This is a genomic window from Salmonirosea aquatica (assembly GCF_009296315.1).
Classification (GTDB): domain Bacteria; phylum Bacteroidota; class Bacteroidia; order Cytophagales; family Spirosomataceae; genus Salmonirosea; species Salmonirosea aquatica.
Window position 1 is genome coordinate 125,919 of record NZ_WHLY01000004.1, and the last position, 25,138, is coordinate 151,056.

Here is a 25,138-nt window from a genome sequence, read left to right on the forward strand (position 1 = left end):
AGGCTAGAACAACGAGTGGGTACCATATTTTATAAGTAAATAGTATGTTGAAGCCATCAAAGTGGTTTGCACTCTTTCCTAAAGCTATTCTTTAGTAGGTGCAGCGTAACATACGCTCACGCTTGTCATTGCCCAAGTACACTTGAAAACCAAAACCAATTCTCAATATATCACGACGACCGTAACTCAGACCCGGTTGAGTTTCGAAATCAAGTCCCTTACTGAAAGCAGTATAATTAGCCAATACATCAAAGCTCACCGCAGGATTCAGAAAGAAAGCTACACCAGCCGTCGCTCCGTATAAGAAGCCGCTATCTGTCTGCACATCATCATAATTGTCAGCAGGACTAACCAGCCGATCGTGGTCAATGCGCCAACCGGCCGACAAACTTCCGAAGGGCTTAACCGTTACATTACTGCCCAAATAGTAGCGCACGAAGGGAGAGACACCGAACTTTGTATTGGAATTGATATACATATCCTCTTTGAGATATGCATACTGAAAAGGAAGTTCTAGCCCTACCACTAAATTCGTACGGATGAATCGACCCAAGGCAGGTTGGAGGATAAGCGTTCTGATGGGTCGGCTATTGTCATTTAAGCTAAAATGACCAACGCTGGTGCCAACCAGGTAGGTGCCGGACTCGATTTGGGCATTCGCCACTGAGGTCAAATTGAGTAAGACTGCTACCGTCAGCCAGTAAGCGGAGTGGGTTGGTTTCATGGAGCAGATGGAAAAAAGATGAACATAGTTGACTCAACTTTGGGTGAGCCCTAGCCATACAGGGAGCAGTCGTTACCGTCTGTTTTTACCTAAATAAATCTGAAAACCTAGGTTAGCCGCCAGCCTATTTGCCTGGTCGTAACCCAGTGCGTTATCCCTGGCATAAAAATCGTCCACAGCTTCTTTATTTGTTTCCGTGTAGCTCAGTGAGAGATCCAGGCTCACCCAACCATTTAAGAAAAAGGCTACCCCTCCTCTCGCCCCGTACAACAGATCAGTGTAAGACACGGTTTCAGTCTTGCCGGGAACGGGTATATATCGGCGGGTGGAAATATAACGTGGGCCTGCCAATACGCTAAGAAAGGGCTTGACCCGCCCCTGACCAATGTAATAGCGCACAAAGGGGGTCAGGGCAATATGGGTGGCTCGATTTAAGGGTTGGGTATTACGCGAATAATAAAAGGGTAGCTCAAGCCCGAAGGCTAAATTGGAGCTTACAAACTTGCCATAAGCTGGACTCAAGGTCATGAAGGAAGCTCGGTTGTCTCGAAGGGAAAAGTTCAACTCCCCCACTTGCATGCCCACTAAATGCTTCCCATTTAGGGTTTGTGCCCAGGCGGGAAAATCTCCGCTTAGTAGACCTACGATTAAAAGGAAACCAATCTTCTGGACTGGATATCTCAGACAATAAATAGGAACAGATAACAAACTCGAAAGAGAAGTCATAAACTGGAAGTAGAAATGGGCAAATTCATGTTATTCGTTTCAAAACAAAGCTTTCTTTTTTTACCAAACCATACTAGTTTACCTACGGTCAATCAATCTTATTATTGTCTACCCTAGGAGACTAAGCAAACTGGTACGTCAAATCGGTCGATAAATCAATAAAAATATCCGCAGTTTCGCCTACGGCCAGTTTACCCAGACCCATCTATCAGCCGCACCGGTTGATATCCAAAACCAGATATACCACCTAATTTAGAGGGCCGAAGGGGTTGCTAACCGGATGCCCGAGCAGGGTAAACAAGCGTTTCGGAAACGACTATTTGCATAATGGGGAAGACATCACGGCAGCGGATTCTTTGAAATATAGACGACCCCTCTACCTTCCTTGCTGTTACAAAACGAAAAGGGCTCACCGGTTTTGCCGCCACGTCCACAGACGGCATCAGTCCCAGCAATGTAAAGGCGTTGCTTACTGTCCAAATACAAACTGCGCAACTGATGAAGTTGGGGGAGGTCAATCCTGCGTCCATCTGACGTAATGACGCCAGGGGTCTCAAAACGACCAGAGGTTGCCGTTGGACTATCCATGAAAACTTGATTGATTTTGTAGGAGGTACCATTCGGCGTTATAACCGGATTGGCGTAAAGTTGCTGATGTGTGACAGGGCCGATAGTAGACCATAGGTCGAAAAAGGGATTGACCTTTCGGTACGGCGTCCAGCTTTTTCCGTCGTCAACGCTATATTTTCCCGCGTTGACAAGGACCTGACTGTCTTGTCCGGTCAATAGCCCATTCATGGCAAACAGTGTATCCCTATATTCAATTATACCAAATATACCGCTTTGCTGAGCATCGACTTCCTGCCAGTTTTTGCCTTGATCGGTTGAGCGGAAAATGTTGAAAGTAGTGGCTATCAGAAGGGTTTTATCTCGGTCCCCCCATACGCCCTGTATATCTTTGTCGATGGGTGATTTGAGCGTGTACCAATCTTGATACTCCGGTTCTACCGTGTCCAGTTCTGCCTTCTTACAGGATAGCACCCCAAGCAGAAGCAGGAGACAAAGCGCAGTTTTCATGGCAATCAGGTTCACGTATTGAGTAAGTCAAAGTTACAGAAACCGATTTGAAGTCAGAATAGATGCGGAGATAATTGTTGCATCACAGGCGGGGCGGGTGTGTTCTGTGGAGGTAGTACGTTGACTGCTTTCCGTGGTTTACTCAAAAACTAGCACAAGCTAGCATGCCCATTTATACAATAGACATGATGGATGCCGACCCTATTCGCCTTCTGCGCGTGCTGATGGATCCGCTTTGGGTATGAGGAAACCTAAAAAGACAGCTTTCGACAGAGGATTACGTCGATTGACCCAAAAAAAAAGTACAACATCTGGCTCTTCGTGAAAGTGAGCCGGATATCATACTTTTTGGAGAATTACTTTATGATTGATCTCACACTATTTACTAAACGAGGAATTGTTATACATCTCACTTCTAATTTCTTTTAGCTCCGTAGAGGGGAATTTTCGGGAACTGATGCTAATAATATGGCCATGTCCATCGGTGACTTCAACTCCGCCTACAAAACTTCCATCACAGTTGAAACTTAACATTAGCCCTGAGTAAGCCCCTCTCTGCTTTGCGCATTCTAATAAGCTTTGACGTGTATACATTCTGCTTTTGGTAAACTCTTCAAAGGGAAGATACTCAGAAATATGCGACAAGTATTCATTGTTGTTCTTTCCTATAATGAAATACCACTCAGCCTGTGACTGGTCTAACTTAACCAATTCGTCGGGGTTAAAAAGACTTTTTATTGATGGTCCTCGATAGGTTCTTCTGAGGGGAACTTGGGTATAATGGCCGAAGTCTTCAGCTAACTCCCAGTTGAGTTGCTTTTTGGAAATATAACTTCCCTGACGATTATACTCGTGCTGAGATGACCAGCTTTGAGCTTCTTGAACTGTTATATCGTATGCTGGCGGCAAAAAGTAGACTAATGGTTTCGTTGCCTGTTGAAGGTTAGCATCTGGCGATATTTTCTGTACACAGCTTACTATGACTAAGCATAAACCGAATGATAGATTTCTGACAACCATTTTTATTATATAAGTAAAGGTAATGTAAACCGAGATCAATTACGCAAGTATTTGCGAAGGGCTTGAATGCCTAAAATGCCTAGTGTTATTCCAATTACATAAGCAATCAGTTTTAAAACCAAGAATAGCCAAGGTAGATAGAGAAAAGTAGGGTTTTGTAGCATAGGCCTTGTTGTATAATCTAATATATGTTGTGTAAGACAAAATTAGGTAAATGTCTTACAGGCTGTTAATCATGTCTTACATTTTCGGTTTTTTGTCTTACATGCCCAAAAATTCACCAATTATGTGTCTTACACAATGTAAGGCACCCTATGAAATATGAGAAAGTATTTTGTCATAAGGATAGTCGAATAAAATAGCCGCTAACGATTCGGGGCTTGCCGAAGGCGGGGGTTTTTAGAACAAATGTTTAATAGCATTACAAGTGTTGAACCTTGCACAAATGCTCAATCGGAGCACTTCATCCCCGCTTTTTGCAAACCGCATGTTAGCGGCTAGCAATAGTCAATGGACTGTCCAAAAATTATTTCACAACCTCGGAACATAATGGTTCTATTATATTCATATAAATATCAGGATGAATATTAGAGCAGAAGGTTAATACTTTTTGGTTTTGGCGATTGAGAAAAATGGAAGAGGAAGAACCTGCTGTTCCACCATTTATTTTTAGAATAGACTCCGTATCAGAGGATTTTACCAACACCCAACCAATTGCCGAATAAACTTCTGGTTTAGCCAAAACAGCATTAGAAACTTGCAGGTCAGTCGTTTTATTCTTCACATCTAAAGTCGCCATTGCAAATTTTGCTAAATCTTCGGATGTGGATATAATACCAATGCAACCATCAAGAATTCCGCCGTCCCAATATGGTGTATAATTCCCTTCTTTATCCAATCCATTAATCAATTTTGTAGAGATCCTATTAATGCTAAATACCGAATGCTGCATTTTCAATGGCTTGAAAATTTTCGTTTCAACTATTCCTGCAAAAGATTGTCCTTGAATCCTCGACATAATATAACTAAGCAAGCCAAAGCCTAAATTTGAATACATTACCCTTTCTCCAGGCTGTGATTCTATTTTAAGGTCATTTTTTAAATAGCTTATTAAATCTTCTTCATAATAATTACTAAAAGGGTTTTCTTTAATGAAATTTCTTCTATCGTCATAACCAATTGGCATTCTTGGAAGTCCAGAGGTATGCATACCTAATTGTTTCAACGTTATAGCTGGATTATCTTTCAGCTCAAAATGAAGGAAATATGAGATTGGGTCGTCAAGACTCACTGTACCTTCAACTACTAATTGAGCTAGTATATTCCCTGTAAAAGATTTAGTAACAGAGCCTATTTCAAATGCTGATGTTTTATTCTTTGGATAAGAAATTTCTTCTCCTTCATTTTTTAATCCATAATAAGTTGCCGTATTATTTTCTGTCACAGAAATAGAGACTTCCGTGTGAACTGGCAAAATTTTAAGAATGGTGGTAATCTTATCTATAAACTCTTCAATACGTGTCATTTTAGGGTTTTGTTGTTTTTTGCTTGCCGCTAACTTCTAAATATACGAAAGTTTTGTCGTGCTTTATGGCCTTTTGATAGGCCTCGTTTTGAATGGTCGGTGTTGGATGATTTTCCTGCCCATGGATTGGATGGAGATACAACAGGCCCACGAATAATAGTAGCGACTTCATAATACAACAGGTTTGGTTGATTGTCAGGCCAAAGTTGATTCAATAGACCCCCAACCCGAAATGCATTCTGCCACTTACGTGATTTTGCCTGCAAAGTACCCCATTTGATCGGCATCTGATCTGTCAGGGTAAAACTTAAATATTTCGCATTGTATTGCCCTTGAACAGCTTGACACAAATCGTGTGTAGATCCGAATAGCAAGAGTTTCTATGAAAACTGCTGAGCAAAAGTGTGAGGCGGGGACACAACGCCGGAGAGTGGGAAAGAAGGAGCAGGCCCAGGGAAGTGAAGGGAATGAGGGGTTGGGGCGGGGGAATGCCGCACCGTGTTTTACAAAGGCCCGTTGGTACAATGCTACAGCCCCTGGCAGAATTGCCCCCTGTTTTATCAAGGATTGATCTTGATAGGTGTGGCGCTACGTTAGACCACCCCACAGAACCAATCGGCTCCATCCGACCTTTACACCCTTTCGTTTAACCGTATCCGGCCTGCTGCCGGCCCCGGTGGGTCGCTGCCTGGCGAATCCCACCCCCGTACCGCTCAGAACGAGATGCGCCCTATTGCCCGATGGCGGACGCAGCCTGTCCGAAAGCGGACACCTGTCCGCCCCAACATGCCCTTAGCAGGGCGTGGCGCGGGTGCGGCGGGCATGGCATAATGTTTGTCTTCCAGGGAGGATAACCCTAATGGCGAATCGATTTCAATGGTACGGAACTACCTTAAGATCGCCTGGAGGAACCTTGCAAGGCACAGCTCCATTTCGCTTATTCAGGTTTTCGGCATGGGCGGGTGGGTTGGCCGTGGGCATCGCGCTGCTGACGGTGAGTTTTCAGAGCGTGAAAGCAGCAATGACGAATCCGGTGAAGTCGCTGAGGAGCGAGTAGGCTTCTTCCAAACGACCTTTAATGACTATTTTTCCTATCCAAATAGTACAAGAGTTATGCTTTTCAACTACTTCAAAATCGCTTGGCGGCATCTGTATCAGAACCGACTGTTGAATTTTATTGGTATCGGGGGCTTGGCGACGGGGCTGGCCGTCACATTGCTAATTGTGCTATACATCGCGCATGAATACAGCTACGACCGCTTCCATCGCAATGCCGACCGGATCGTTAAGGTGGAATTGAAACATACCGACACGACCACGACGTACTCGATCCCCTGGATGTCGTATCGGTTTGGCGAAGCGGTTAAAAACGCCAGTCCGGAAGTGGAGTCTTTTGCCCGTTTCAGTTCGGGAGGTACCCGCAGTATGACGGTGCAGAGTGATGAAGGCCATCAGTTCTATGAGACTAATTTTGCTTTCGCCGATACGGGTTTCGTGCGGATGTTCGACTTTCCCTTTGTAGCGGGAGATCCCGCCACGGCTTTGAGCCGCCCGGCGACCCTGCTCCTTACCGAGCGCATGGCCCGTAAATATTTTGGCTCTGCCAATCCGCTTGGCAGAACGATCGAATATACCAGTCGTGACAATACCAAATTTCTTTTCGAGGTGACGGGCGTATTGCGGGATCCGCCGCCCAACTCGACCATTCAGTTCGGCTTCTTGGCGCAACTCGACGCTGTTCGCGCCATCGACCGGGAAGAGTACGGCGAGGGGTTTGACAAAATCAAGGACGAGGTTGGAGCGGGCGGACGCTACGACACCTACCTGCTGCTCCGTGCCGGTGCTTCGGCAAAAAAGGTGGCGGCCCATATACCGGCCCTACTGACCACACCGAAAGAGGGCCTTGATCCCAATGACAACTATTATCTGTACCCATTGGCCGATATGCACCTCGAAGTCGGGTTAGCCTATTCCAAGAATCGAATGGCGCTTTTCGGGGTATTAGCGGTTTTTGTCCTCGTTTTGGCCCTCATCAACTTTGTTAATCTGGCCACCGCCCGCTCGGTCAATCGGGCCAAGGAAGTTTCTGTCAGGAAAGTAGTCGGAGCCACGCGCAAATCGCTCATTGCCCAGTTCTATACCGACTCCTCCCTGCAGGTTGTCCTTGCTTTTTGTTTGGCGGGGCTACTTTTTGTACTTTTTCAACCTTTCTTTTACGATATTTTACAACTTTCCTTCGATCCGGCATTTCTGTGCAATGCTTTTTTTCTGATGCCCACCTTACTGCTTTTTCTGATTTGTATCCTGCTATCGGGAGGATACCCGGCCCTGTTGCTTTCGGGTTTTTCGCCAATTTTCGGCTTGAAGGGTAAAGCAAACCCATCGCAAGGTACCGCGCAGCTACGGGCGGGACTCACCGTCTTCCAGTTTGTCGTGTCGGTGACCCTCATTATCGGGGCCATCGTCGTCAAGCTGCAGTTGAACCTGTTTTTGAACAAGGATGTGGGTATCAGCCGGAGCCGGGTCGTGACGGTGCCCCTCAACCGCGAGGAAGGCATGGATAAGCACTACGCCGCCATCCGCCGGGAAATAAGCCAATTGCCGGGGGTGGAAAAGGTAACGGCTTCCTCGTTGGTCATGTACGACCATTATATGAACAGTTGGAATATCAAGCGCCTCGACCAGCCGAAGGAGGTTTCCGTCAACACCTTTGCCGTCGATGAAGAATTCATACCGACCCTGCAAATCAAGTGGCTGGTTCCCCCGCGCCCGACGAAAGGGCTTTCCACATCCGGGCAAATCGTCATCAATGAGAGGGCCGCCCGTGAGTTGGGCCTCAACGCGCGGAATTACCAGCAGACACTCGATTTGGGCGATGGGACAAGAAAGGAAGTGGTGGGTATTATGAAGGATTTCAACTACATGTCGCTTGAAAGAGACATCAAGCCCATGGCTATGTATATCGGCAGCGACACCACCTTTCGCGATTATCTGTACGTCAAATTGACCAGAAATGCGCCCATCGAGAAAACCATGGCCGGAATGGGCCATGTTTATGACCGCTATAAAACCGAACACCCGTTCGAATACGCCTTTTTAGAGGAGGTTTACCAACGGTTATATGAGATTCAAGGCAATACGAGCCGCATGATCGTAGCCCTTACCGGATTAGCCATTTTCATCGCCTGCCTCGGCCTATTCGGCCTCGCCACCTTCACCGCCGAGCAGCGCACCAAGGAAATCGGCGTACGAAAGGTACTGGGTGCATCCGTAGCCAGTATCGTCACGCTGCTTTCCAAAGATTTCCTGAAACTGGTGCTGATTGCCATCGTCATCGCCTCGCCGATCGCCTGGTGGATTACCGGCAAGTGGCTGGAGGAATTCGCCTATCGGGTGGACGTCGCCTGGTGGGTATTCATCCTGGCGGGCACCCTGGCCCTGGGAATAGCCCTGTTGACGGTCAGTTTCCAGAGTGTGAGGGCGGCTTTGACGAATCCCGCCAGGAGCTTGCGCAGCGAATAAGCCATGAGACCCCATCCCCCACGCATGGCCGACCGGCAGCCGGAAGGGCTGGTGGCCCCGCAGCTGCTGGAATCCCTGCTGGGCGAGCTGCACGAGGAATTCGACTACCAGGTCGGACGGGTTGGTAAAAAACGGGCCCGCTGGCGCCACTGGCGCGGGTGCTGGGCTTTCTCAGGCCCCGCTTCATCCGCCGACCCAAGTCTATTTATTCATTTCCAAACACGACCGATAGGCTACGCAATTATCTGACCGTCGCTTTTCGAAATCTGTGGCGACACTAGGCTTGCACAGCGATCAACATGGTTGGCTTGGCCGTAGGGCTGGCCACCTGCCTGCTGATTGGCCTCTCCGTGCTCCACGAATTGAGCTACGGTCGCTATCACGTCCACGCCGACCGCATCTGCCGAATGACCTTGTACGGCCATGTGGATGAAAAAGACATGCAACTGGCCTATGCTATCCCATTCTGATTTTTCTGCGGAGAGGGACTTTCACCCGGCGTCAAGACCGTCTGATCTATTTCACCCTCTGCATTTCCTTTGCTCCTCTATGTTTAATTCACTTTGGCAATTTCAGCACATTTCCCCATCCACCTTTCCCCTACTTTTGAATGAACTATTGACTCATCCAATTTATGAAATCCATCTCGCCCAATATCTTCGTCAATGACTTACAAGCAACCATCACCTTTTACACCAAACTCGGCTTTACAGTAGCCGATGAAGTGACTACTCCCGAAGGCGAAAAAGTATTTGCCCTGATGACCAACGGAAGTGTCACCTTCCTGTTTCAGATCTTTGCCGGCATTGATGGCAAGCACCCGATGGTGAGTCGTGCCGACGGAGGATCGCTTTTGTTGTACATCAGGGTGGATAACATCCGTCAGTATTATGATTCTGTCAAAGAACACGTGACCGTGCTCACCGGCCTGGAGAAAACCTTCTATGGTGCTACTGAATTTTCGCTCTGCGACAATAACAATTACCTGCTGACTATCGCAGAGCATGACTAAAGAGGGACTCAATCCGCTGCAAGTGACACCCGCAGAAGTCAAAAAGCTGCGCGCGCTGAAAATCAAGAAGAGCGAAATGCACCTGCACGACCTAGGGGTATTGCAGGAGTTGCTTGGTACTTCACGGATCAGGGCGATGGAGCTGTCTGCGCTATCCGAGTTTCAAAGTCTCCCCTCAGTCGGGATACGCTTCGCGCATGACCTGATCGGGATGGGGTATTATTGCCTACACGACCTGAAGGGAAAGGACGGGGCAAAGCTCACCGATCAATACGAATTGCAAAAAGGGGTATGGACAGACCCATGTGTTGAAGACCAGTTTCGGCTTGTGGTGCATTTTGCCAACCACCCAAACAGCAGACTCAACTGGTGGGACTTCACTCCCGAGCGCAAAGCCTTCCGCGAAAAGAATGGCTATCCTCCCACGCGGCCGAAGAGGCCCTGGTTTGAGTCACCTCAATTCCAAACGGGCAAACGAATACCGGCCACCCACGAGGCCACCCAAAAAGACCTGCATGAAAAACTGAAACTCGCCTTGGCGTACATGACCAAACATGCCGAAGAAAGAATCACCGTCGCTCAACTGGCTGACCTGGCACACCTCTCCCCATATCATTTCATCCGCTGCTTCCGCAGTGCCTACGAACTGACACCACTGCAATACCTCACGCGGCTACGGTTAAAGCAAGCGTCTTTACTGTTAAAGAAATCAGATGCCACCCTAGGCCACATCGTTCCCCAATGTGGCTTTGAGAACGAGAGTGCTTTCATACGCTTGTTCAAAAAAGAATTCAGGATGACACCAATGGCTTACCGGAAGGAGTTTGGGAAGAAGAAGTGAGCCTGCATTCGACTCTGTGTATCTCCCAGAAATAGCTTGACAGATTTAACACCCATTTAGGGTGACCAATATACTTTCCTTTTCTTGTATTTTTTCCATACTCCGGGGTTTGCGTTTCCGCCATCGGCGCCCTAATTCGCCCTCCATTTGGTGAGCCTGAGCAGGGGTGTGATAGTTGCAACCACCGTGAGGACGCAGGTCATTATATTTAACAATGGCCTGACAAATGGCTTCTTCAGCTGCTTCAAATGTAAAAAATTCCCGGTTTCCTAGCATGCTCTCTTTGATCGAGTACATCAATGGAGACCATCAAAAAGTTTGGGGCAGTTAAGAGGCTGTCAGGACGGGCTGCTCCGTAACTTGGCGAAAGCCTGGATACCATTGTTACTAAGCATCTATTGCCCCGCAACGGCGAACCGTCACACTTTTTGATGCTCTCCACCATCATGTCTTCCCCGTACCTATTTAAAGTGGATGGCCACCGTGCGTAAAATAGATGGTCCTAAATCGGTTTGATGGCTGGGTGATCAAGTGAGGTGCCAATCATAGCCACTTCAGGAACCATCATAGTCTCCGACCTCTTCATAATTCCTGACGCTTAGAAAATACATTAGTCAAAAGTAAATAATAAATTTTGTGGAAGATCAAATCTACATATCTTTACAATTAAGATATATAAGTATTAAGATATCCATTATGCTAGCAAACGATTTGACCGAATCGCTCACCGACTTAGGAAAACGATTTTCCGATGCGACGATCCACATGCACGAAGCGATTGCCCAAAAGGCGGAACTCTCAGGTGCCGACCATAAGTACTTGAATTTTTTGATCCAGTCCGGTCCCCTGACGGCCGGCGATTTGGCCAAAGTAACGGGTCTGACCACCGGAGCAATTACCAGTGTCATTGACCGTCTGGAGAATAAAGGCCTGGTGAAGCGGGAATTTCTTCAAAACGACAGGCGAAAAGTGATGATCGTTGCCGATGTCGAAAAGGCCCAAACCCTACTTGGCCCCTCCTTTCAACTGGTGAAAGAGAAAATTTTAAGCCTGGTGTTAGATCTTACCGACCAAGAGGCTATCACGGTGAAGAACTTCCTCAACAACGCCATCCATGCAATGCAGGAAATCACCTTTAGCCTAAGAAGCGATGAAAAATAAGATCCTGCTACTGGTAATACTGAGTCTGTTCCCGATAGACTTGATCGCAGTCCAACCAAAACAAGCCCCGCAGCATGTCAGCCTGAAGCGCGCCTCCGATCTGTCAGCAGCTGGTCCGCCACTTGGGTACGCTCAGACCGGATACGGGCTCTATCTCTCATTAGCCAATTAAACCATGGAACCTACCACGCAAGGTCAGGCGATGAGCGCCTTGGCTCACGGATACCTGAACCGCGCCGGGCTTGCTTTGATCATCACTATCCTGGCTTACTTTTTACTGAACGGAGCGCAGGTATTTGAAACGGCCGTTCTGGTGCCAAAATGGACGGCTAAACCGCCAGCCTCCCTGTCCGTTTTGCAGGGCCTTCATGCTCCGGATTTGAAGACATTTTGGATTGTGGCCCACTCAATTCACGAGATTACATTCCTGATCGCTATTGTATTCTGCTGGCAGCTTCCGGCCATCCGGAACACCTTACTGCTCATTTTGATGCTGCATGTGGCCGTTCGGGTATGGACAATCGTCTATTTCGCCCCCAACATCATGACCTTGCAAAAAGCGGATACCGACCTGGCCTCGCCAGAACTCCTGGCTGCGGTGGGGCGGTGGCGCAGTCTTAATTACGTCCGGGTTACGGCCTTCGTGGGCCTATCAATCTGGACTGCCGGGCTGCTGGCCAACTTCCAGCGCGAGCCTTTGTTAAACCAATCAACCCCTAAACAATTTACTTCCATGGATCAGCGATTTAGTGTCATTACCCTTGGCGTAGATAATCTGCCCGCCCAGCTTGCCTTCTACAAAACGAAACTTGGTTGGGAATCAGTCGCCGAAAACAAAACGATCGTCTTCTTTAAGATGAATGGTTTTTTATTCAGCCTTTTGGACCGTAAAGCCCTGGCCGAAGGCTCCGGCGTCCAGGCTGAGGGGCAGGGATTTCGCTCCATCACCCTTTCGTACAACGTTTCGTCAACGGAGCAGGTTGATCAACTTCATGAACAGTTCAAAGCGAACGGGATTACGATCCTTAAAGCACCGACCGATACGCCATTTGGCGGATATTATTTCACCTTTGCCGACCTGGAGAACAACGTGCTGGAGGTTGCCTATAATCCCTATATCCCCCAGGATGATACCGGAAACATGCTTACCCACTATAATATAGACAATCTGTAGCTGATAATCTGATGCATATTGGTTAGCTCAATAAATGTCCTTTGCCCCCTCAGATCGGCAGACTGACGCATGTCTAGGAGAGCATCAAAAAGTGTGGCCGCACGCCGCTGCGGGGCAACTGATTCTTTGATACCTTGAGAAGGATTTGAACGCCTTGTCATGAAAGCAAAAAATGTTATTCAGTCAGCTGTCGACGGTCCGTCCCACGTTGACGGGTATATTTAAAAAAGGTACACAAACCGTCATAACTTGACTGCGAGCCTTTCCAGTCGCCCTTGGAGCGAACAAATCACTCACCTCGCTCATTTAACAGCATCACCAGCCTGATTGTCTAGATACCTACTTCACGATATTCAAGCAGCATACACTATTTTATTTTATCTCCAAAACTACCCGCTGATACCTGGTCAGTGCCGGCGTGCCGTTATCCGTCACTTCGCATATGACGTGGATGGTTTTTCCTTTTTCTGCATCACCAGGCACCATAAAAGAAGCGTTCTGTTTTTCAGAATCACCGATTTTAACCGTTCCGTCGTACGAATCCGCCTCCTCGTATTGCCACCAGCGGTAGTTCAGCGAGTCTCCGTCCGGATCGGTGGTGCCTTTGGCACTCAGCTTGATTTTCGCACCGGGCCGGACTTTCCTATCTAGAGGATTCGCCAATACCACAATTGGTGGATGGTTTGCTTCGGCGTAAGGCTTTACGCACCAATCGGCCCGGGCGGCGAAATCGTTCTGAAGCGCTGGGGTCCATTGCCACATGGGTTTGAAGTACTCCCGTCGCTGGGCTTCCGTGACTTTCGAGCCCTCCCGCAGGCTGCTGCGACCCCAGCCGTTGCTGCCGTACCAGCGTCCTTTGGGGTACTCATAGCCAGCCTCCGGCACGGGGTCCAGCCAGGTGTTTTCGCGGACTTTCACGTAGCGACCGCCCCAACCGCCCCAATCCGGTGAATCCAGATTGCGCAGGCCCGTCACGATGGTATGCATGAAAGCAGGGGAATCTCCTTCGGAGCGAAAATCACCTTCCTCAAATCCTTTCTCGCCTATTTCGTGCGCCTTGTAGGAAGCACAGAGAGGCCCGTGATTTTCCAGAATATTTTCCTTCATCCACGGCCCAGCGAAGTACTTGTGCATTTCCGCGGGTTGTGCTTGTTCCAGCGGTAGGCAATCGCCTCAAACTGGTCGGAAATAATAGTCAGTATGTTGTACTTTCCCCAGTGCGGCCGGATGTAGGCCTGGTAGGTAGTGTCCTGCTCCCAAATAAAAAAGAAACGCATTTTATTGGCCACGTACGCCATTTTGTCGGGGTGTTGCTCTTCAATCGTTTTCAAGGCGCGGGCGATGGTATTGGTACCGCCCCAGGCCTGAAGCCAGACGGGCCGGTTGTCCGACTCGTCCAGAAGTACCTTCACGATGTGCTGCGAACCGGCCGTAATCGAGTCCATTTCTCCTTCGGTTTCCACGTTGCCCAGGAAGGTGTGCGCCCGCAGGTACTCCGGCGTGGGGTATCCTTTGTCGTGCTTTACCAGATTGGGGTACACCTTGGCGTACGCATCCAGGCTCGGGTCGATCCAGTCGTCCCCGGCCCAATGGTGTCCGTGCCAGTGGTACTGCGAACTCGAGGTGATGATCCCTTCGATGTCCCATTCATTGGCATAAAGCAGAAACCTGACCAGGGAACACTCGTCGTCGATCTCCCCGTCGCTGGTCACGATCACCCGGGTTTTCTCCGATGTACTTTGTTTTTGGGCAAACGCCTGGCTGTTAAGTCCAATTAGACTACACAGCCATAGTAATTTCAAATAGTGATTCATTGTAATATCTAATCTATGGGTTTGATTTTTATTGAATCTCAACTACCACCCGCTGGTACCGGGTAAGCTGGGGGGTACCCTGATCGGTCACCTCGCAGATGATATGGATCGTTTTTCCTTTTGTCGCATCACCGGGTATCTTGAACGAGGCCGCCTGTTTCTCAGAGTTCGTAATTTCAACGGCACCTTCGTACGTATCGGCTTCCTGATACTGCCACCAACGGTAGTTGAGGTGATCCCCGTCCGGGTCAGTGGTACCTTTGGCACTCAGGTTAATCTTCGCTCCGGGCCGGGCTTTCAGGTCCAGAGCGTGGGCCAGAACTACCACCGGTGGATGGTTGGCTTCCTCGACTGATTTCACGCACCAATCGGCGCGGGCGGCAAAGTCGTTTTGCATAGCTTCCGTCCATCGCCATTGCGGTTTCAGATAAGCGGTCAGCTCCTGATCGTTCGGAATTTCTTTTTTGAGGCGCTCCCGTCCCCAGGCCGAATTGCCCCACCACCTGCCTTCGGGATACTGGTAGCCCGGCTCGGCAACGGGGTCCAGCCAGGTGTTGTCGCGGACTTTCACGAAACGACCGCCCCAGCCACCCCAGTCAGGAGATTCCATGCTGCGCAATTCCGTGGGGATGGTATGCAGGAAAGCCGGGGAGTCGCCTTCGGAACGGAAGTCACCTTCCTCAAACCCCTTGTCCCCCTGCTGATGAGCCTTGTAGGATGCACACAAGGGACCGTGATTTTCCAAAATATTTTCCTTCATCCACGGTGCCGCCAGAAACTTCTGTTGCTCCTGAGGCAGGTACTTTTTCCAATGATAAAACAGGGCAATAAACTGATCGGAGATGATGGTCGGGATGTTGTACTTGCCCCAATGCGGCCGGATGTAGGTCTGGTAGGTTGCATCCTGCTCCCAGATCAGGTACAGGCGTATTTTACTGGCCACGTACGCCATTTTATCGGGATGCTTTTCTTCGATTGTTTTCAGGGCGCGGGCGATGGTATTGGTACCGCCCCAGGCCTGAATCCAGATGGGCCGGTTGTCTGATTCATCCAGAAGTACCTTCACGATGTGCTGCGAACCGGCCGTAATCGAGTCCATTTCTCCTTCGGTTTCCACGTTGCCCAGGAAGGTGTGCGCCCGCAAATATTCCGGTGTGGGGTACCTTTTGTCGTGCTTTATCAAGTTGGGGTACACCTTGGCGTAGGCATCCAGGCTCGGGTCGATCCAGTCGTCCCCGGCCCATTTGTGCCCGTGCCAGTGGTACTGCGAACTGGATGTGATGATCCCTTCAATGTCCCATTCATTGGCATAAAGCAGGAACCGGACTAGGGAGCACTCGTCGTCGATCTCCCCGTCGCTGGTCACGATCACCCGGGTTTTCTCCGGGGTACCCTGTCTTTGGGCGAACGCCTGATCAATACAGAAGTACAGACTTAGTAAAATCACTAAAAGTACTTGATGTGGCTTACTCATCGCTCGAATTGGCTTTATCGATGATGACGGCCAGCAAAATCACCAGCCCCTTAACTACCTGCTGCCAGAAAGGCGACACATCGAGCAACACCAGCCCGTTGTTCAGGACACCAATAATAATGGCCCCCTGCACCGTACCGATGATACTACCCCGGCCGCCTGAAAGGGAAGTACCCCCGATCACCACGGCCGCAATGGAATCGAGTTCATAGCTGATGCCGGCGTTGGGTTGGGCCGAGTCCAGACGGGCGGTCACGAGTAAGCCGCCAATGGCCGCCAGTGCTCCGGCGATGGAATACACGATGATTTTCACCCGTTTTACATTGATTCCTGACAGCCGGGAAGCACTTTCATTGCCCCCGATCGCGTAGATGTAGGTACCCAACTGGGTCTTTTTGGTAATAAAAATTGCGACCAGAACGAGTACCGTCGTGATCCAGACCGGCACGGGTATGCCCAGAAACCAGCCCGCGCCCAGATACAGAAAGGTGTCGCCCAGGCTGCTGATGGGAAAGCCGCCCGTCCAGAGCATGGTGAGGCCCCGGGCTACGGTCAGCATCGCTAACGTAGCCACAAAGGGAGGTACTTTGAACCGCGTGATGGAAATGCCATTCAGCGCACCCAGAAAAGTACCACACAGTATTCCCACCAGGATGGCCCCCAGAATTGTAAACCCGATGAACAGATTTTGGGTAGGTAGTTCGATGCCGTTTTTCAACAATCCGGCTGTGATGGCTCCGCTCAGTGCCAGAATTGACCCTACGGAAAGGTCGATTCCGGCCGTAAGTACCACCAGCGTCATCCCGATGGAAATGCAGATATTCACCGAAATCTGCCTTAGTACATTCCACAGGTTGGATACCGTCAGGAATTTGTCGGACAGCATCGTAAGCGCCATACAAAGCAGAAATAACGCGATGAGCGATTGAAACCGGAGGAGTTGGGCTTTATCGAACCGTACATTCATTTCCAGAGGGCGAGCAGGAGTCGCGAGTTTTTGCGTTTCAGTTTTCATAAATGGATTTTGGAATAGCAGCTTTCAGAATAGCGTCTTCCGTGGCATCACATCCCTTGATGTTAGCCGTCATTTTGCCTTCCGACATGACCAGTACCCGGTCGGAAACGGCGAGAATTTCGGGTAGTTCGGAGGACACCACCACAATACCCAGCCCTTGCGCGGCCAGTTCTATAATGAGTTTGTAGATTTCACTTTTGGCGTGGATGTCGATGCCCCGGGTGGGCTCGTCCAGCAGCAGCAGGAGCGGATTGGTCGCCAGCCATTTGGCCAGTACGATCTTTTGCTGATTTCCTCCGCTCAGGTTTTTGGCTTTCTGTCCGTCACCTGGCGTTTTTATGCTAAGCTCCTGAATGTACTTTTTAGCCAGTTTGGCAACCCGTCCGACCGGGATAGTCCCCCAGGTTTCCAGTTCTTTGAGCAGCGTGAGGCTGATGTTGGTTCTGACATCCATCCCAAGTACCAGGCCGTCTTTTTTTCGGTCCTCCGGTACCAGCGCCATCCCCGCCCGGATCGCATCCGCCGGGCATTTGACACTGATTTCCTGACTATTTATATGGATTGTCCCGGTCAGATTTTTGTGATGCAGCCCAAACAGGCATTCCAGCAACTCGGTCCTTCCCGCGCCCATTAATCCGAAAATGCCGACAATTTCACCTTTGCCTACCTGAAAAGAAATGCCTTTCAACAACGAATCGGCTGGTTTGCGAGGATTCCGGAGGGTCAGGTTTTCGACCCTCAGCGTAGGTACTTCGTTGGGGTTATCCTCGGTTTGTTTGCGCAGGAGTTCAATCTTCCGCCCTACCATTTTCTGGATCAGTACATCCTGCGTAACGCCCTGCATGCTACCCGATTCGATGGACTTGCCGTCGCGAAGTACCACGTAATGATCCGCGATACGAAACAGCTCGTCGAGTTTGTGCGAAACGTACACGATGGCCTTATTTTCCCGAATCAACTCTTCAATGATCCCGAAAAGGACATCCACCTCGCTACCCGTAATGGCCGAAGTCGGTTCGTCCATAATGATCAGTTCGGCATTGGTTAGTAAAGCCTTGGCAATCTCCACCACTTGCTGCTGTCCTACCTTCAGGTCGGCGATCCGGGCGTTGGCGGATACGTTCAGCTTTAATTTTTGCAGGAGAGCGGTCGTTTCGCGGTACATGGCTTTTTTGTCCACGGTACCCAAACGGGTCAAAGGCTCCCGACCCAGGAATATGTTTTCGGCAACGGAAAGGTGAGGAATCAGGTTGAGTTCCTGATGGATAATGGCGATGCCGTGCTGCTGCGCGTCTTTGGTATTGGTAAAGCGAACGGGCTGCCCTTTCCAGACCAAAGTACCCTCGTACTCGGGATACACACCCGACAGGATTTTCATCAGCGTCGATTTCCCGGCGCCGTTCTCGCCGATCAGCGCCGTAACTTTCCCGGCCTCGATGCGTAGGGAAACATCGTCTAAGGCAAGTACCCCCGGAAATCGCTTGGTGATATTATTTACTGTCAGCATTTTATAAAACCCATTACTGCTTTTCCACGGACAGACTGACCGGAATAATTTCGATTGAGCTGAAATTCAGGTATTTCTGATTCAGCTCGATGGCACCCGTAAACTCGACGCGATCTCCGGTTTTTACCTGGCCTTTGAAAGGGGGTATTACCTTAGTCCGGATGATGTTATTCAATTCGGCCGATACGGTATTAAAGTCCATGGTGTTGGTAAAGGCGTTGATATCGATTTGCCCGGAGGCATCGCGCACCGCATTGCCGAAAATATATTCAGTGGCTATGGTTAGCTCCGTGCCGGCGGGTTGGGCGTCGAGGGCTACCTGCACTTCGTTTTCCCTGACGTTTTTTACGGTAGCCACTCCCTTCACCGGGAAGTACTTGATATTGCCAATACCCAGCGCGTGGGAATGGGTGGCAAATGCCTGATCTGGGTTCGTTTGCAATTGCTGCAACAACGCGGATAAATCCACCCCTTTCTCCATGGCAGGCGTCAGCTTTTCGGACCAAAACGTAGTGGCATAGGCTGCGCCATCAAAGCCAGCGGTTGTCGCCTTCACTTCATCCAGTTTTTTAAAGTACACCGAATTATATGCTACCAGCAGGATCAACACGCCCAGTACTCCTTTCTGCCAAAGTTTATTCATGATGTGTATTCGTTTTGTTCAGGGCTTACTAATTCAAATTTACTGTGATTGTAGCGCTGCCGTTGCTATTTTTTTGCCCCGTAAGCCACATAATTGCCGACGTTTTTCGAGGTCACCAATTCCACAGCTACCGGCATTTTTTTGGGGAAATCCCGCTTGCCTTTGAAGTATTCGTCGGCGAACGTGGCGGCGGTTTGGGCCATCACGGCCGGGAACTGCATGCCCGTGGCGACGATTTTTCCGTCCTGAATGGAATTGACCACATCCTCCGCTCCGTCAAAGCCAAACACTTTCACCTTATCAGCCTTTCCGGCGGCGACCAGCGCCTGATAGGCACCCATCGCCATGGCATCGTTGCCACAAAATACCGCGTCGATGTCCGGGTTGGCTTGCAGGACGGACTCCAATACTTCCATGGCCTTATTGCGATCGAAATCCGCGCTTTGCTGCGCTACCATTTTCAGGTCAGGATAGTGATCGACCACGCTATGGAAGCCTCGGGAGCGGTTCCATGTATTATTATCGCCCACCATGCCCAGAATTTCCACGTAGTTCCCTTTTTTATTAAGGGATTCCACAAATTTCTTAGCAATGGATACGCTGCCGGAATAGCTGTCGGACAATATCTGGGAAGTAGCGGCATCGGGATCATTGACTTCGCGGTCCATGCAAAAAACGGGTACTCCTGCGATTTTAGCATTCTTGACATTCACAATGGAGCCATCGGCATCGGTCGGGTTGAACAGGATCGCGTCATAACCGGAGGCCAGGGCATTTTCAAAATGGTCAGTTTCCTGGGCGGTGTTGTTTTGCGAATCGAATATTTTGGCTTCGTACCCCAGCTCGTTGGCTTTTTCTTTGGCCTGTTCAGCCAGAAAAACGAACCATGGATTGTTCAGAGTCGAAACAATGATGGCCACCTTATTCGCCTCCTCCTTCTTTTCTTTTGTTTTACAACCAAATAGTGCAAGTGCAAAAACGGCGCAAAGTAAGAGAGATGAAATGGTGTTTTGTTTGAACATAGTCAGGAAGGAATTAAGCCAGGCAGTTCAGTCATTGAAGTACCACAGCGTACAAATGATTAGGCGTCTTTGGGATAAACCGTCAGGATTACGCGCTGATAGCGAGTCAGGCTGGGTGAACCATTGTCCGTTACAGCCAGAATGATATGCATCGTTTCGGGCTTGGCTACCTTCGGAGCCACCAACGTGGTGGTACTGCCTTCGGGATTTTTGAATACCAGCGGTTCTTTACTCGGGTTGGTACCCGCTTTGGGATAGTAGATCCACTGGTACGAAAGCGCATTTTTGTCCGGGTCCGTGGAATTTTTGCCATCGAGGGTCACAGTCTCACCGCTCTTTGCCGACAGCCGGTTACTGTGGGTCAGTTTGGCTACCGGAGGATGATTGGCTTCTTTGTAGGGTTTGATGTTCCAGTCCATGCGGGCGGCAAAATCGTGCTGGAAAGCTTCGCGCCACCGCCACAAAGTGGCTTTGTTGCTTGTATGAAAATTTCCATCTGCGCCCTTCACTTCGTCCATGGCGTCGGTATAGATCGGACGCGTTTCGGGTTCATAAAAGTACCTGAGCGTGTGGGGCGTATACAACTCGTACCTTCCCCCCCAACCGCCGTATTCGGGATGTTCGGCATCGTTCAACCCGTTGTCCATCAATCCCAGAAACGAAGGGGTATCTCCTTCCATCAGGAACTTGGTAAAAGGGTACTCTGCGCCCAACGGGCCGTGGTTCCTGACGTTTTCATCCAGCCAGGGATTATCCACAATTGCAAAATCAGCTCCCACAAAACGCCCATGAAATTTGTCGCCGCTGATGCCCGACCACGTAGCGTAGTGGTAGGCCCCCGCCGCATGGTAGCCGGGGCTGCCTACATAAAATAGGTCGGGGAAGGTCTTGCGAATCCAGGGACCGGTATCGTCCTGATCCGAAATGGTGTACATTCTGATTTTGGACACAAACTTTTTGACATCTTCCGGCGAGCGGGTCATCTGCACTTTCCACAGGGCCTGCGCCAGGCAGTTGGCTCCTCCCCACACCGGAATCCAGACCGGGCGGCTGTCATCCTTATCAAGTACCTTAATGATCCATTCCGAGCCTTCCGAATCCTTCCCCGGACCAATGGCGCCCATGCCAAATTCGGGTATGCTCTGTTTGGTGACGCTCAATAGGTAGCTTACCTCAGGGTACCCCTTCTCGTGCAGCAGCAAGTTGCTTCTTACCTTGCCGTAGGCTTCAATCAGATGCCGGATTTTTTCGGGAGCTACCCGGTTTTTCTGGTGCACAGAGGTAGTTGCAATCAATCCTTCGATATCCCACTGGTTTGAGTAGGTCAGGAAACGAACCATCGACTGCGTGTCATCGGGTTCGTTCTCAATATCGGTCAGGATCAGTACTCTTTTTCGCTCGTTTGCAGCCTGTCCGTAACAGAGACTCTTTCCACCCGTTGTGCAAAAAATCAATGAGAAGATAAGGATTATAACGTGCTTCATTGATGTCGATTGTTTAGCTATTGCCCTATCAGATCCGGGCTGTAAGAATGCTGTTGGTTTATAAAATTTCTTTCGCTACTTCCGCGATTCCGTTTTCGGATATCCCGTAGTGGTTGAATATTTCCGATTGCGAACCGGTTACTGTGTATTCATCGGGAATAGCCACAATTCTGAACCGATTGTGAAGGCCACTTTGCATTAAATAGGATGCGCACGCTTCACCCAGACCACCATACACGCTATGTTCCTCCACGGTGATGATGGGTTTGCCGTTGGCCGCAAATTCGTGCAGTAATTTGTAGTCCAGGGGTTTGATGGTGTGCATGCTGATAACCGCCGCCTGAATACCCGATTCCATTTCCAGCTTCTGCGCGGCTTTCAGGGCTGGCAGTACGGTTTCTCCCGTAGCGATGAGGGTTAAATCACTGCCATTTTTGATCACCCGGCCTTTGCCAAATTCAAAGGTTGTTTCTTCGGCATTGAGGAGCGGCATTGCCTTTTTTCCAAAACGCAAATACACCGGATAATCAGCTTCGGCGGCCAGCCGAATGGCCTGTTCTGTTTCGAAGTTATCAGCCGGGGCCACAATGGTGATGTTGTTGATGGTTCGCAACACGGCGAAGTCATGCAAACTATGGTGCGTGGTACCCAGTGCACCGTAGCTCACCCCCGCACTGATACCGACCAGTTTCACGGGGTTGTCGGAGTAGGCCACGTCGTTTTTAATTTGTTCCAGCGCCCGTGCCGTGAGAAAACAGGCTGGGGAGACAGCGAAGACCTTTTTGCCGGTGGAGGCAAGCCCGGCCGCCACACCGACCAGATTTTGTTCAGCGATGCCTATTTCCACGATTTGTTTGGGAAATTTGGTGCCAAAAGGACCTAGTTTTCCCGATCCACGCGAATCACTGGTTACGACCAATATGTCCCGGTCGTATAGGGCCAATGACTGAAGCGTTTCCGAGAATACTTCCAGATTGGCTTGCCCTGCGGCTACGGATTTTTCTACTAGCATTTCCACGCTGTTACTATTTATAATGTTCTGGTTGGGTCAACTCGTTTGTCATGATCAGGATTTTGCACAGGCACAATCGAATGCTTTGTTCCATGTTTCGTGCCGACGTACCTTTATTTGATACTGTTTAGATATTTCTCCAGCATCGTATAGCCATCCGGGGCTACGGTATTTCTGTCGTCAGGATTGTCTTTGTCTAATTTATTTTTTTGCTCCCAAGAATCAGGCATTCCGTCATGGTCGGTATCAAGTGGAGCGGGTGAACTATGGAGTACCGGCCAGCCTCCCACATCTTTCTGCGTATCAATTATTCCACTTTTCTTGGAGGAGTCAGCCACCTTATTCTCCACTTTATAACTTTCCCCCTCGAAAGTGGCGAAACCCCCACGGGCTTCATTGATGATTCGCTGGTCGACTGCGTCTCTTTTGGGTAGCGTGGCCCCTGCATTGTCAAGCACAATGGTGTAGGCTCCTTCTGCCGTTTGCTGCTTAATCGGCATGGACGGCCAGGCTTTGTCAAGCTTGATTTTTTCAGAAGCAATTTCGGTTTGTACACCCCCATTCCAATTGTTGGCGGAAACACTCGCATTGCCTTCTATGACATTATCGGCCACAAACCATTTTCCAAGATCGTTCGCCTCATCTCTGTAAGAGGGATTGGCTATTCGGTATGAGACTTCGCCTTGTTGCGTGGCCGGACCGGGCTTATAATAATTGGCTACAATATTGAAGTTTGAGAAATTGAATTTGTCATTTCCCTGTTGGGCCTTTTCTCCGCCGTAGAGACTTTGATAACCCCAGTTGTAGAGTACATTATTCCGGTAATCGGTATTGCCTGCGCCCGAAGCCATTCTGGGATTGCGGCTTGAATGGTGAGCCAGCAGGTTATGATGGTACGTTCCGTAATTACTGCCCCAAATTCCGCCAAACCCATGGGTACCTTTTACGTGATTGGATTTGCTCATACTTTCGGAAATAATGCACCACTGAACCGTTATGCTGTCGCAATGGTACACTGAAAAGCATTCGTCAACGCTCCAGCTTGCCGATAGATGGTCCAGAATGATGTGCTTGGTATATCTACTTGACACAGCGTCATAATCCTCCCCTGATTCGTCTCCCAACCTTACCCGCAAGTATCGTATCACTACATGATCTGCCCCGATGGTAAGAGGATGTTTTCTGATGCAAATCCCATCACCGGGAGCTGTTTGTCCTGCGATGGTAATATAGGGATGCTTTATACTCAGTGGACTTTCAAGCGTGATTGTCCCTGACACCCTGAAAACAACAGTCCTCGGTCCGGAAGCTTCGACACCCGCTCTCAGGCTACCTTCGCCGCTATCATTCAGGTTCGTTACCTCGTATACAACCCCTCCACGACCCCCTTTTGAATATTTTCCGTATCCTTCGGCCGTAGGGAAGGCCAGTTGCTGGGACCAGGAATTCAAGAGGGTCAATACCGAAATGAGTACTGTCAGGGTTAGCTTTCTCATTTTAAGGATTTTATTAGTTTTTATTTATTGCAATACGCTTTATAGCACACCGCCCAGCTCTTCCATGGCCAGTTCATACTGTTCGGCAGAAGGTACCCCGTGGTGCCATTTCAACTGATTTTCCATATAGCTGACACCTTTCCCTTTGATGGTATGGGCAATGACCATACTTGGTTTTCCCTGTTCAAACGGAAGTGCCGCAAACGTATCCTGCAATTCTTTCAGATTGTGACCATCCACATGCCGCACCGACCAGCCAAAGGCTTCAAATTTGGCGTCCAGTGGCTCGGTGTTGCATACCTCGGCGGTAGGGCCGGAGATTTGCAGCCCATTGCAATCGATGACGGCGCACAGGTTGTCCAGCTTGTAGTGCGAGGCCGTGAGGGCAGCTTCCCAGTTGGAGCCCTCGGGTAGTTCACCGTCGCCCAGCAGCGTAAATACCCGGAAGTCTTTATCGTCGAGTTTGGCGGAAATGGCCGTACCTACCGAGAGTGACAGGCCGTGACCCAGCGCTCCCGTGTTCTGCTCCACCCCGTGTACTTTGCGGGTAGGGTGCCCGATGTAGTGGGATTTGTACTGGCAAAGCGTTTCCAGGTCTGATTCCGGAAAAAAGCCTTTGTCAGCCAGCACCACAAAAAGTGCTTCCACGGTATGTCCTTTACTCTGGATGTAGCGATCCCGGTCGGCCGAACTGAAATTTTCCGGACCTACGTTCATCGTGTCGTTGTACAATACATTCAGGATATCGACACAGGACAAACTACCTCCGGTATGCCCGGCCTTAGCCTTATAAATGTATTTCAGGATTTTTTTTCGGTATTCTACCGACAATCGGGCAAGTTCTTGTTCAGACATGATTTCAAAATGATAGCCTAAGGTTGACGTGTTT

Annotated in this window: 26 protein-coding genes; 8 read left to right on the forward strand and 18 right to left on the reverse strand. The window is 49.5% G+C overall.

Going from position 1 to position 25,138, the window contains the following annotated elements:
* Positions 1-91 precede the first annotated feature (91 nt).
* The 6 genes from GBK04_RS29275 to GBK04_RS31440 form a co-directional block, all read right to left on the reverse strand.
* Positions 92-724, reverse strand: a complete 633-nt coding sequence (locus GBK04_RS29275) for an outer membrane protein (RefSeq protein ID WP_152766693.1) — start codon at positions 722-724, stop codon at positions 92-94.
* A gap of 72 nt (positions 725-796) precedes the next feature.
* The gene (locus GBK04_RS29280) at positions 797-1,450 is read right to left on the reverse strand and encodes a hypothetical protein (RefSeq protein ID WP_152766695.1); all 654 of its coding nucleotides are present in this window, start codon (positions 1,448-1,450) and stop codon (positions 797-799) included.
* A gap of 339 nt (positions 1,451-1,789) precedes the next feature.
* Positions 1,790-2,527 (reverse strand): beta propeller repeat protein, encoded by a 738-nt coding sequence (locus GBK04_RS29285; protein WP_152766969.1) that lies wholly within the window; start codon positions 2,525-2,527, stop codon positions 1,790-1,792.
* A gap of 378 nt (positions 2,528-2,905) precedes the next feature.
* Positions 2,906-3,436: a hypothetical protein gene (locus tag GBK04_RS29290; protein WP_152766697.1), complete on the reverse strand. Its 531-nt coding sequence runs from the start codon at positions 3,434-3,436 to the stop codon at positions 2,906-2,908.
* A gap of 637 nt (positions 3,437-4,073) precedes the next feature.
* A complete protein-coding gene (locus tag GBK04_RS29295; RefSeq protein WP_152766699.1) occupies positions 4,074-5,072 on the reverse strand; it encodes a serine hydrolase domain-containing protein in 999 nt (332 codons plus the stop codon).
* Between the two features lies 1 nt (position 5,073).
* Positions 5,074-5,244, reverse strand: coding sequence for a hypothetical protein (locus GBK04_RS31440; protein WP_373331531.1), 171 nt, complete (start codon positions 5,242-5,244; stop codon positions 5,074-5,076).
* Positions 5,245-5,985: 741 nt separating this feature from the next.
* Between GBK04_RS31440 and GBK04_RS31445 the strand changes: the two genes are divergently transcribed.
* The 6 genes from GBK04_RS31445 to GBK04_RS29315 all read left to right on the forward strand — a co-directional run bounded on the left by GBK04_RS31445 (position 5,986) and on the right by GBK04_RS29315 (position 10,447).
* Complete coding sequence (locus GBK04_RS31445; RefSeq protein WP_373331577.1) at positions 5,986-6,129, forward strand: hypothetical protein; 144 nt, start codon at positions 5,986-5,988, stop codon at positions 6,127-6,129.
* Between the two features lie 56 nt (positions 6,130-6,185).
* The gene (locus GBK04_RS29300; RefSeq protein ID WP_373331532.1) at positions 6,186-8,594 is read left to right on the forward strand and encodes an ABC transporter permease; all 2,409 of its coding nucleotides are present in this window, start codon (positions 6,186-6,188) and stop codon (positions 8,592-8,594) included.
* A gap of 3 nt (positions 8,595-8,597) precedes the next feature.
* The gene (locus GBK04_RS29305) at positions 8,598-8,843 is read left to right on the forward strand and encodes a permease prefix domain 2-containing transporter (protein WP_152766703.1); all 246 of its coding nucleotides are present in this window, start codon (positions 8,598-8,600) and stop codon (positions 8,841-8,843) included.
* Between the two features lie 50 nt (positions 8,844-8,893).
* Positions 8,894-9,064 carry a hypothetical protein gene (locus GBK04_RS31450; protein ID WP_373331533.1) on the forward strand — a complete coding sequence of 57 codons (171 nt, stop codon included), beginning with the start codon at positions 8,894-8,896 and terminating at the stop codon, positions 9,062-9,064.
* Positions 9,065-9,228: 164 nt separating this feature from the next.
* Positions 9,229-9,606 carry a VOC family protein gene (locus GBK04_RS29310; RefSeq protein ID WP_152766705.1) on the forward strand — a complete coding sequence of 126 codons (378 nt, stop codon included), beginning with the start codon at positions 9,229-9,231 and terminating at the stop codon, positions 9,604-9,606.
* The gene (locus GBK04_RS29315; RefSeq protein ID WP_152766707.1) at positions 9,599-10,447 is read left to right on the forward strand and encodes a helix-hairpin-helix domain-containing protein; all 849 of its coding nucleotides are present in this window, start codon (positions 9,599-9,601) and stop codon (positions 10,445-10,447) included. The genes GBK04_RS29310 and GBK04_RS29315 overlap by 8 nt, the downstream gene beginning before the upstream one ends.
* Before the next feature lie 45 nt (positions 10,448-10,492).
* On the opposite strand, the gene GBK04_RS29320 is transcribed toward GBK04_RS29315, so the two are convergent.
* Positions 10,493-10,744, reverse strand: a complete 252-nt coding sequence (locus GBK04_RS29320; RefSeq protein ID WP_373331573.1) for an integrase core domain-containing protein — start codon at positions 10,742-10,744, stop codon at positions 10,493-10,495.
* Positions 10,745-11,143: 399 nt separating this feature from the next.
* Between GBK04_RS29320 and GBK04_RS29325 the strand changes: the two genes are divergently transcribed.
* Both GBK04_RS29325 and GBK04_RS31455 read left to right on the forward strand, forming a co-directional pair.
* A complete protein-coding gene (locus GBK04_RS29325; RefSeq protein ID WP_373331534.1) occupies positions 11,144-11,608 on the forward strand; it encodes a MarR family winged helix-turn-helix transcriptional regulator in 465 nt (154 codons plus the stop codon).
* A gap of 175 nt (positions 11,609-11,783) precedes the next feature.
* Entirely contained in the window at positions 11,784-12,782 is a 999-nt protein-coding gene (locus tag GBK04_RS31455) for a VOC family protein (protein WP_373331535.1), read from the forward strand.
* Between the two features lie 372 nt (positions 12,783-13,154).
* Here GBK04_RS31455 and GBK04_RS31460 read toward each other — a convergent pair whose 3' ends face one another.
* The 11 genes from GBK04_RS31460 to GBK04_RS29380 form a co-directional block, all read right to left on the reverse strand.
* Entirely contained in the window at positions 13,155-13,916 is a 762-nt protein-coding gene (locus GBK04_RS31460) for a nucleoside hydrolase-like domain-containing protein (protein ID WP_373331536.1), read from the reverse strand.
* Entirely contained in the window at positions 13,886-14,596 is a 711-nt protein-coding gene (locus tag GBK04_RS31465) for a DUF1593 domain-containing protein (protein WP_373331537.1), read from the reverse strand. The genes GBK04_RS31460 and GBK04_RS31465 overlap by 31 nt, the downstream gene beginning before the upstream one ends.
* Positions 14,597-14,624: 28 nt before the next feature.
* Positions 14,625-16,070: a DUF1593 domain-containing protein gene (locus GBK04_RS29340; protein ID WP_152766711.1), complete on the reverse strand. Its 1,446-nt coding sequence runs from the start codon at positions 16,068-16,070 to the stop codon at positions 14,625-14,627.
* The gene (locus GBK04_RS29345) at positions 16,063-17,085 is read right to left on the reverse strand and encodes an ABC transporter permease (protein ID WP_373331538.1); all 1,023 of its coding nucleotides are present in this window, start codon (positions 17,083-17,085) and stop codon (positions 16,063-16,065) included. Before GBK04_RS29345 ends, GBK04_RS29340 begins: the two co-directional genes overlap by 8 nt.
* A complete protein-coding gene (locus GBK04_RS29350; RefSeq protein ID WP_152766714.1) occupies positions 17,075-18,592 on the reverse strand; it encodes a sugar ABC transporter ATP-binding protein in 1,518 nt (505 codons plus the stop codon). Before GBK04_RS29350 ends, GBK04_RS29345 begins: the two co-directional genes overlap by 11 nt.
* A gap of 13 nt (positions 18,593-18,605) precedes the next feature.
* Positions 18,606-19,235 (reverse strand): DUF2291 domain-containing protein, encoded by a 630-nt coding sequence (locus tag GBK04_RS29355; RefSeq protein ID WP_152766716.1) that lies wholly within the window; start codon positions 19,233-19,235, stop codon positions 18,606-18,608.
* Between the two features lie 65 nt (positions 19,236-19,300).
* Entirely contained in the window at positions 19,301-20,257 is a 957-nt protein-coding gene (locus GBK04_RS29360) for a D-ribose ABC transporter substrate-binding protein (RefSeq protein WP_152766718.1), read from the reverse strand.
* Between the two features lie 59 nt (positions 20,258-20,316).
* Positions 20,317-21,741 carry a DUF1593 domain-containing protein gene (locus GBK04_RS29365; RefSeq protein WP_152766719.1) on the reverse strand — a complete coding sequence of 475 codons (1,425 nt, stop codon included), beginning with the start codon at positions 21,739-21,741 and terminating at the stop codon, positions 20,317-20,319.
* A gap of 58 nt (positions 21,742-21,799) precedes the next feature.
* The gene (locus GBK04_RS29370; RefSeq protein ID WP_152766721.1) at positions 21,800-22,753 is read right to left on the reverse strand and encodes a transketolase family protein; all 954 of its coding nucleotides are present in this window, start codon (positions 22,751-22,753) and stop codon (positions 21,800-21,802) included.
* Between the two features lie 113 nt (positions 22,754-22,866).
* Positions 22,867-24,249: a pectate lyase family protein gene (locus GBK04_RS29375; RefSeq protein WP_152766723.1), complete on the reverse strand. Its 1,383-nt coding sequence runs from the start codon at positions 24,247-24,249 to the stop codon at positions 22,867-22,869.
* Between the two features lie 39 nt (positions 24,250-24,288).
* Complete coding sequence (locus tag GBK04_RS29380; protein WP_152766725.1) at positions 24,289-25,104, reverse strand: transketolase; 816 nt, start codon at positions 25,102-25,104, stop codon at positions 24,289-24,291.
* Positions 25,105-25,138: the final 34 nt, after the last annotated feature.

What these genes read in the sequence shown, in the direction of transcription:
- GBK04_RS29275 (WP_152766693.1), bottom strand. Translation starts at nt 724, where the DNA reads ATGAAACCAACCCACTCCGCTTACTGGCTGACGGTAGCAGTCTTACTC.
- GBK04_RS29280 (WP_152766695.1), bottom strand. Translation starts at nt 1,450, where the DNA reads ATGACTTCTCTTTCGAGTTTGTTATCTGTTCCTATTTATTGTCTGAGA.
- GBK04_RS29285 (WP_152766969.1), bottom strand. Translation starts at nt 2,527, where the DNA reads ATGAAAACTGCGCTTTGTCTCCTGCTTCTGCTTGGGGTGCTATCCTGT.
- GBK04_RS29295 (WP_152766699.1), bottom strand. Translation starts at nt 5,072, where the DNA reads ATGACACGTATTGAAGAGTTTATAGATAAGATTACCACCATTCTTAAA.
- GBK04_RS31440 (WP_373331531.1), bottom strand. Translation starts at nt 5,244, where the DNA reads ATGAAGTCGCTACTATTATTCGTGGGCCTGTTGTATCTCCATCCAATC.
- GBK04_RS29300 (WP_373331532.1), top strand. Translation starts at nt 6,186, where the DNA reads ATGCTTTTCAACTACTTCAAAATCGCTTGGCGGCATCTGTATCAGAAC.
- GBK04_RS29305 (WP_152766703.1), top strand. Translation starts at nt 8,598, where the DNA reads ATGAGACCCCATCCCCCACGCATGGCCGACCGGCAGCCGGAAGGGCTG.
- GBK04_RS31450 (WP_373331533.1), top strand. Translation starts at nt 8,894, where the DNA reads ATGGTTGGCTTGGCCGTAGGGCTGGCCACCTGCCTGCTGATTGGCCTC.
- GBK04_RS29310 (WP_152766705.1), top strand. Translation starts at nt 9,229, where the DNA reads ATGAAATCCATCTCGCCCAATATCTTCGTCAATGACTTACAAGCAACC.
- GBK04_RS29315 (WP_152766707.1), top strand. Translation starts at nt 9,599, where the DNA reads ATGACTAAAGAGGGACTCAATCCGCTGCAAGTGACACCCGCAGAAGTC.
- GBK04_RS29320 (WP_373331573.1), bottom strand. Translation starts at nt 10,744, where the DNA reads ATGTACTCGATCAAAGAGAGCATGCTAGGAAACCGGGAATTTTTTACA.
- GBK04_RS29325 (WP_373331534.1), top strand. Translation starts at nt 11,144, where the DNA reads ATGCTAGCAAACGATTTGACCGAATCGCTCACCGACTTAGGAAAACGA.
- GBK04_RS31455 (WP_373331535.1), top strand. Translation starts at nt 11,784, where the DNA reads ATGGAACCTACCACGCAAGGTCAGGCGATGAGCGCCTTGGCTCACGGA.
- GBK04_RS31460 (WP_373331536.1), bottom strand. Translation starts at nt 13,916, where the DNA reads ATGCACAAGTACTTCGCTGGGCCGTGGATGAAGGAAAATATTCTGGAA.
- GBK04_RS31465 (WP_373331537.1), bottom strand. Translation starts at nt 14,596, where the DNA reads ATGAATCACTATTTGAAATTACTATGGCTGTGTAGTCTAATTGGACTT.
- GBK04_RS29340 (WP_152766711.1), bottom strand. Translation starts at nt 16,070, where the DNA reads ATGAGTAAGCCACATCAAGTACTTTTAGTGATTTTACTAAGTCTGTAC.
- GBK04_RS29345 (WP_373331538.1), bottom strand. Translation starts at nt 17,085, where the DNA reads ATGAAAACTGAAACGCAAAAACTCGCGACTCCTGCTCGCCCTCTGGAA.
- GBK04_RS29350 (WP_152766714.1), bottom strand. Translation starts at nt 18,592, where the DNA reads ATGCTGACAGTAAATAATATCACCAAGCGATTTCCGGGGGTACTTGCC.
- GBK04_RS29355 (WP_152766716.1), bottom strand. Translation starts at nt 19,235, where the DNA reads ATGAATAAACTTTGGCAGAAAGGAGTACTGGGCGTGTTGATCCTGCTG.
- GBK04_RS29360 (WP_152766718.1), bottom strand. Translation starts at nt 20,257, where the DNA reads ATGTTCAAACAAAACACCATTTCATCTCTCTTACTTTGCGCCGTTTTT.
- GBK04_RS29365 (WP_152766719.1), bottom strand. Translation starts at nt 21,741, where the DNA reads ATGAAGCACGTTATAATCCTTATCTTCTCATTGATTTTTTGCACAACG.
- GBK04_RS29370 (WP_152766721.1), bottom strand. Translation starts at nt 22,753, where the DNA reads ATGCTAGTAGAAAAATCCGTAGCCGCAGGGCAAGCCAATCTGGAAGTA.
- GBK04_RS29375 (WP_152766723.1), bottom strand. Translation starts at nt 24,249, where the DNA reads ATGAGAAAGCTAACCCTGACAGTACTCATTTCGGTATTGACCCTCTTG.
- GBK04_RS29380 (WP_152766725.1), bottom strand. Translation starts at nt 25,104, where the DNA reads ATGTCTGAACAAGAACTTGCCCGATTGTCGGTAGAATACCGAAAAAAA.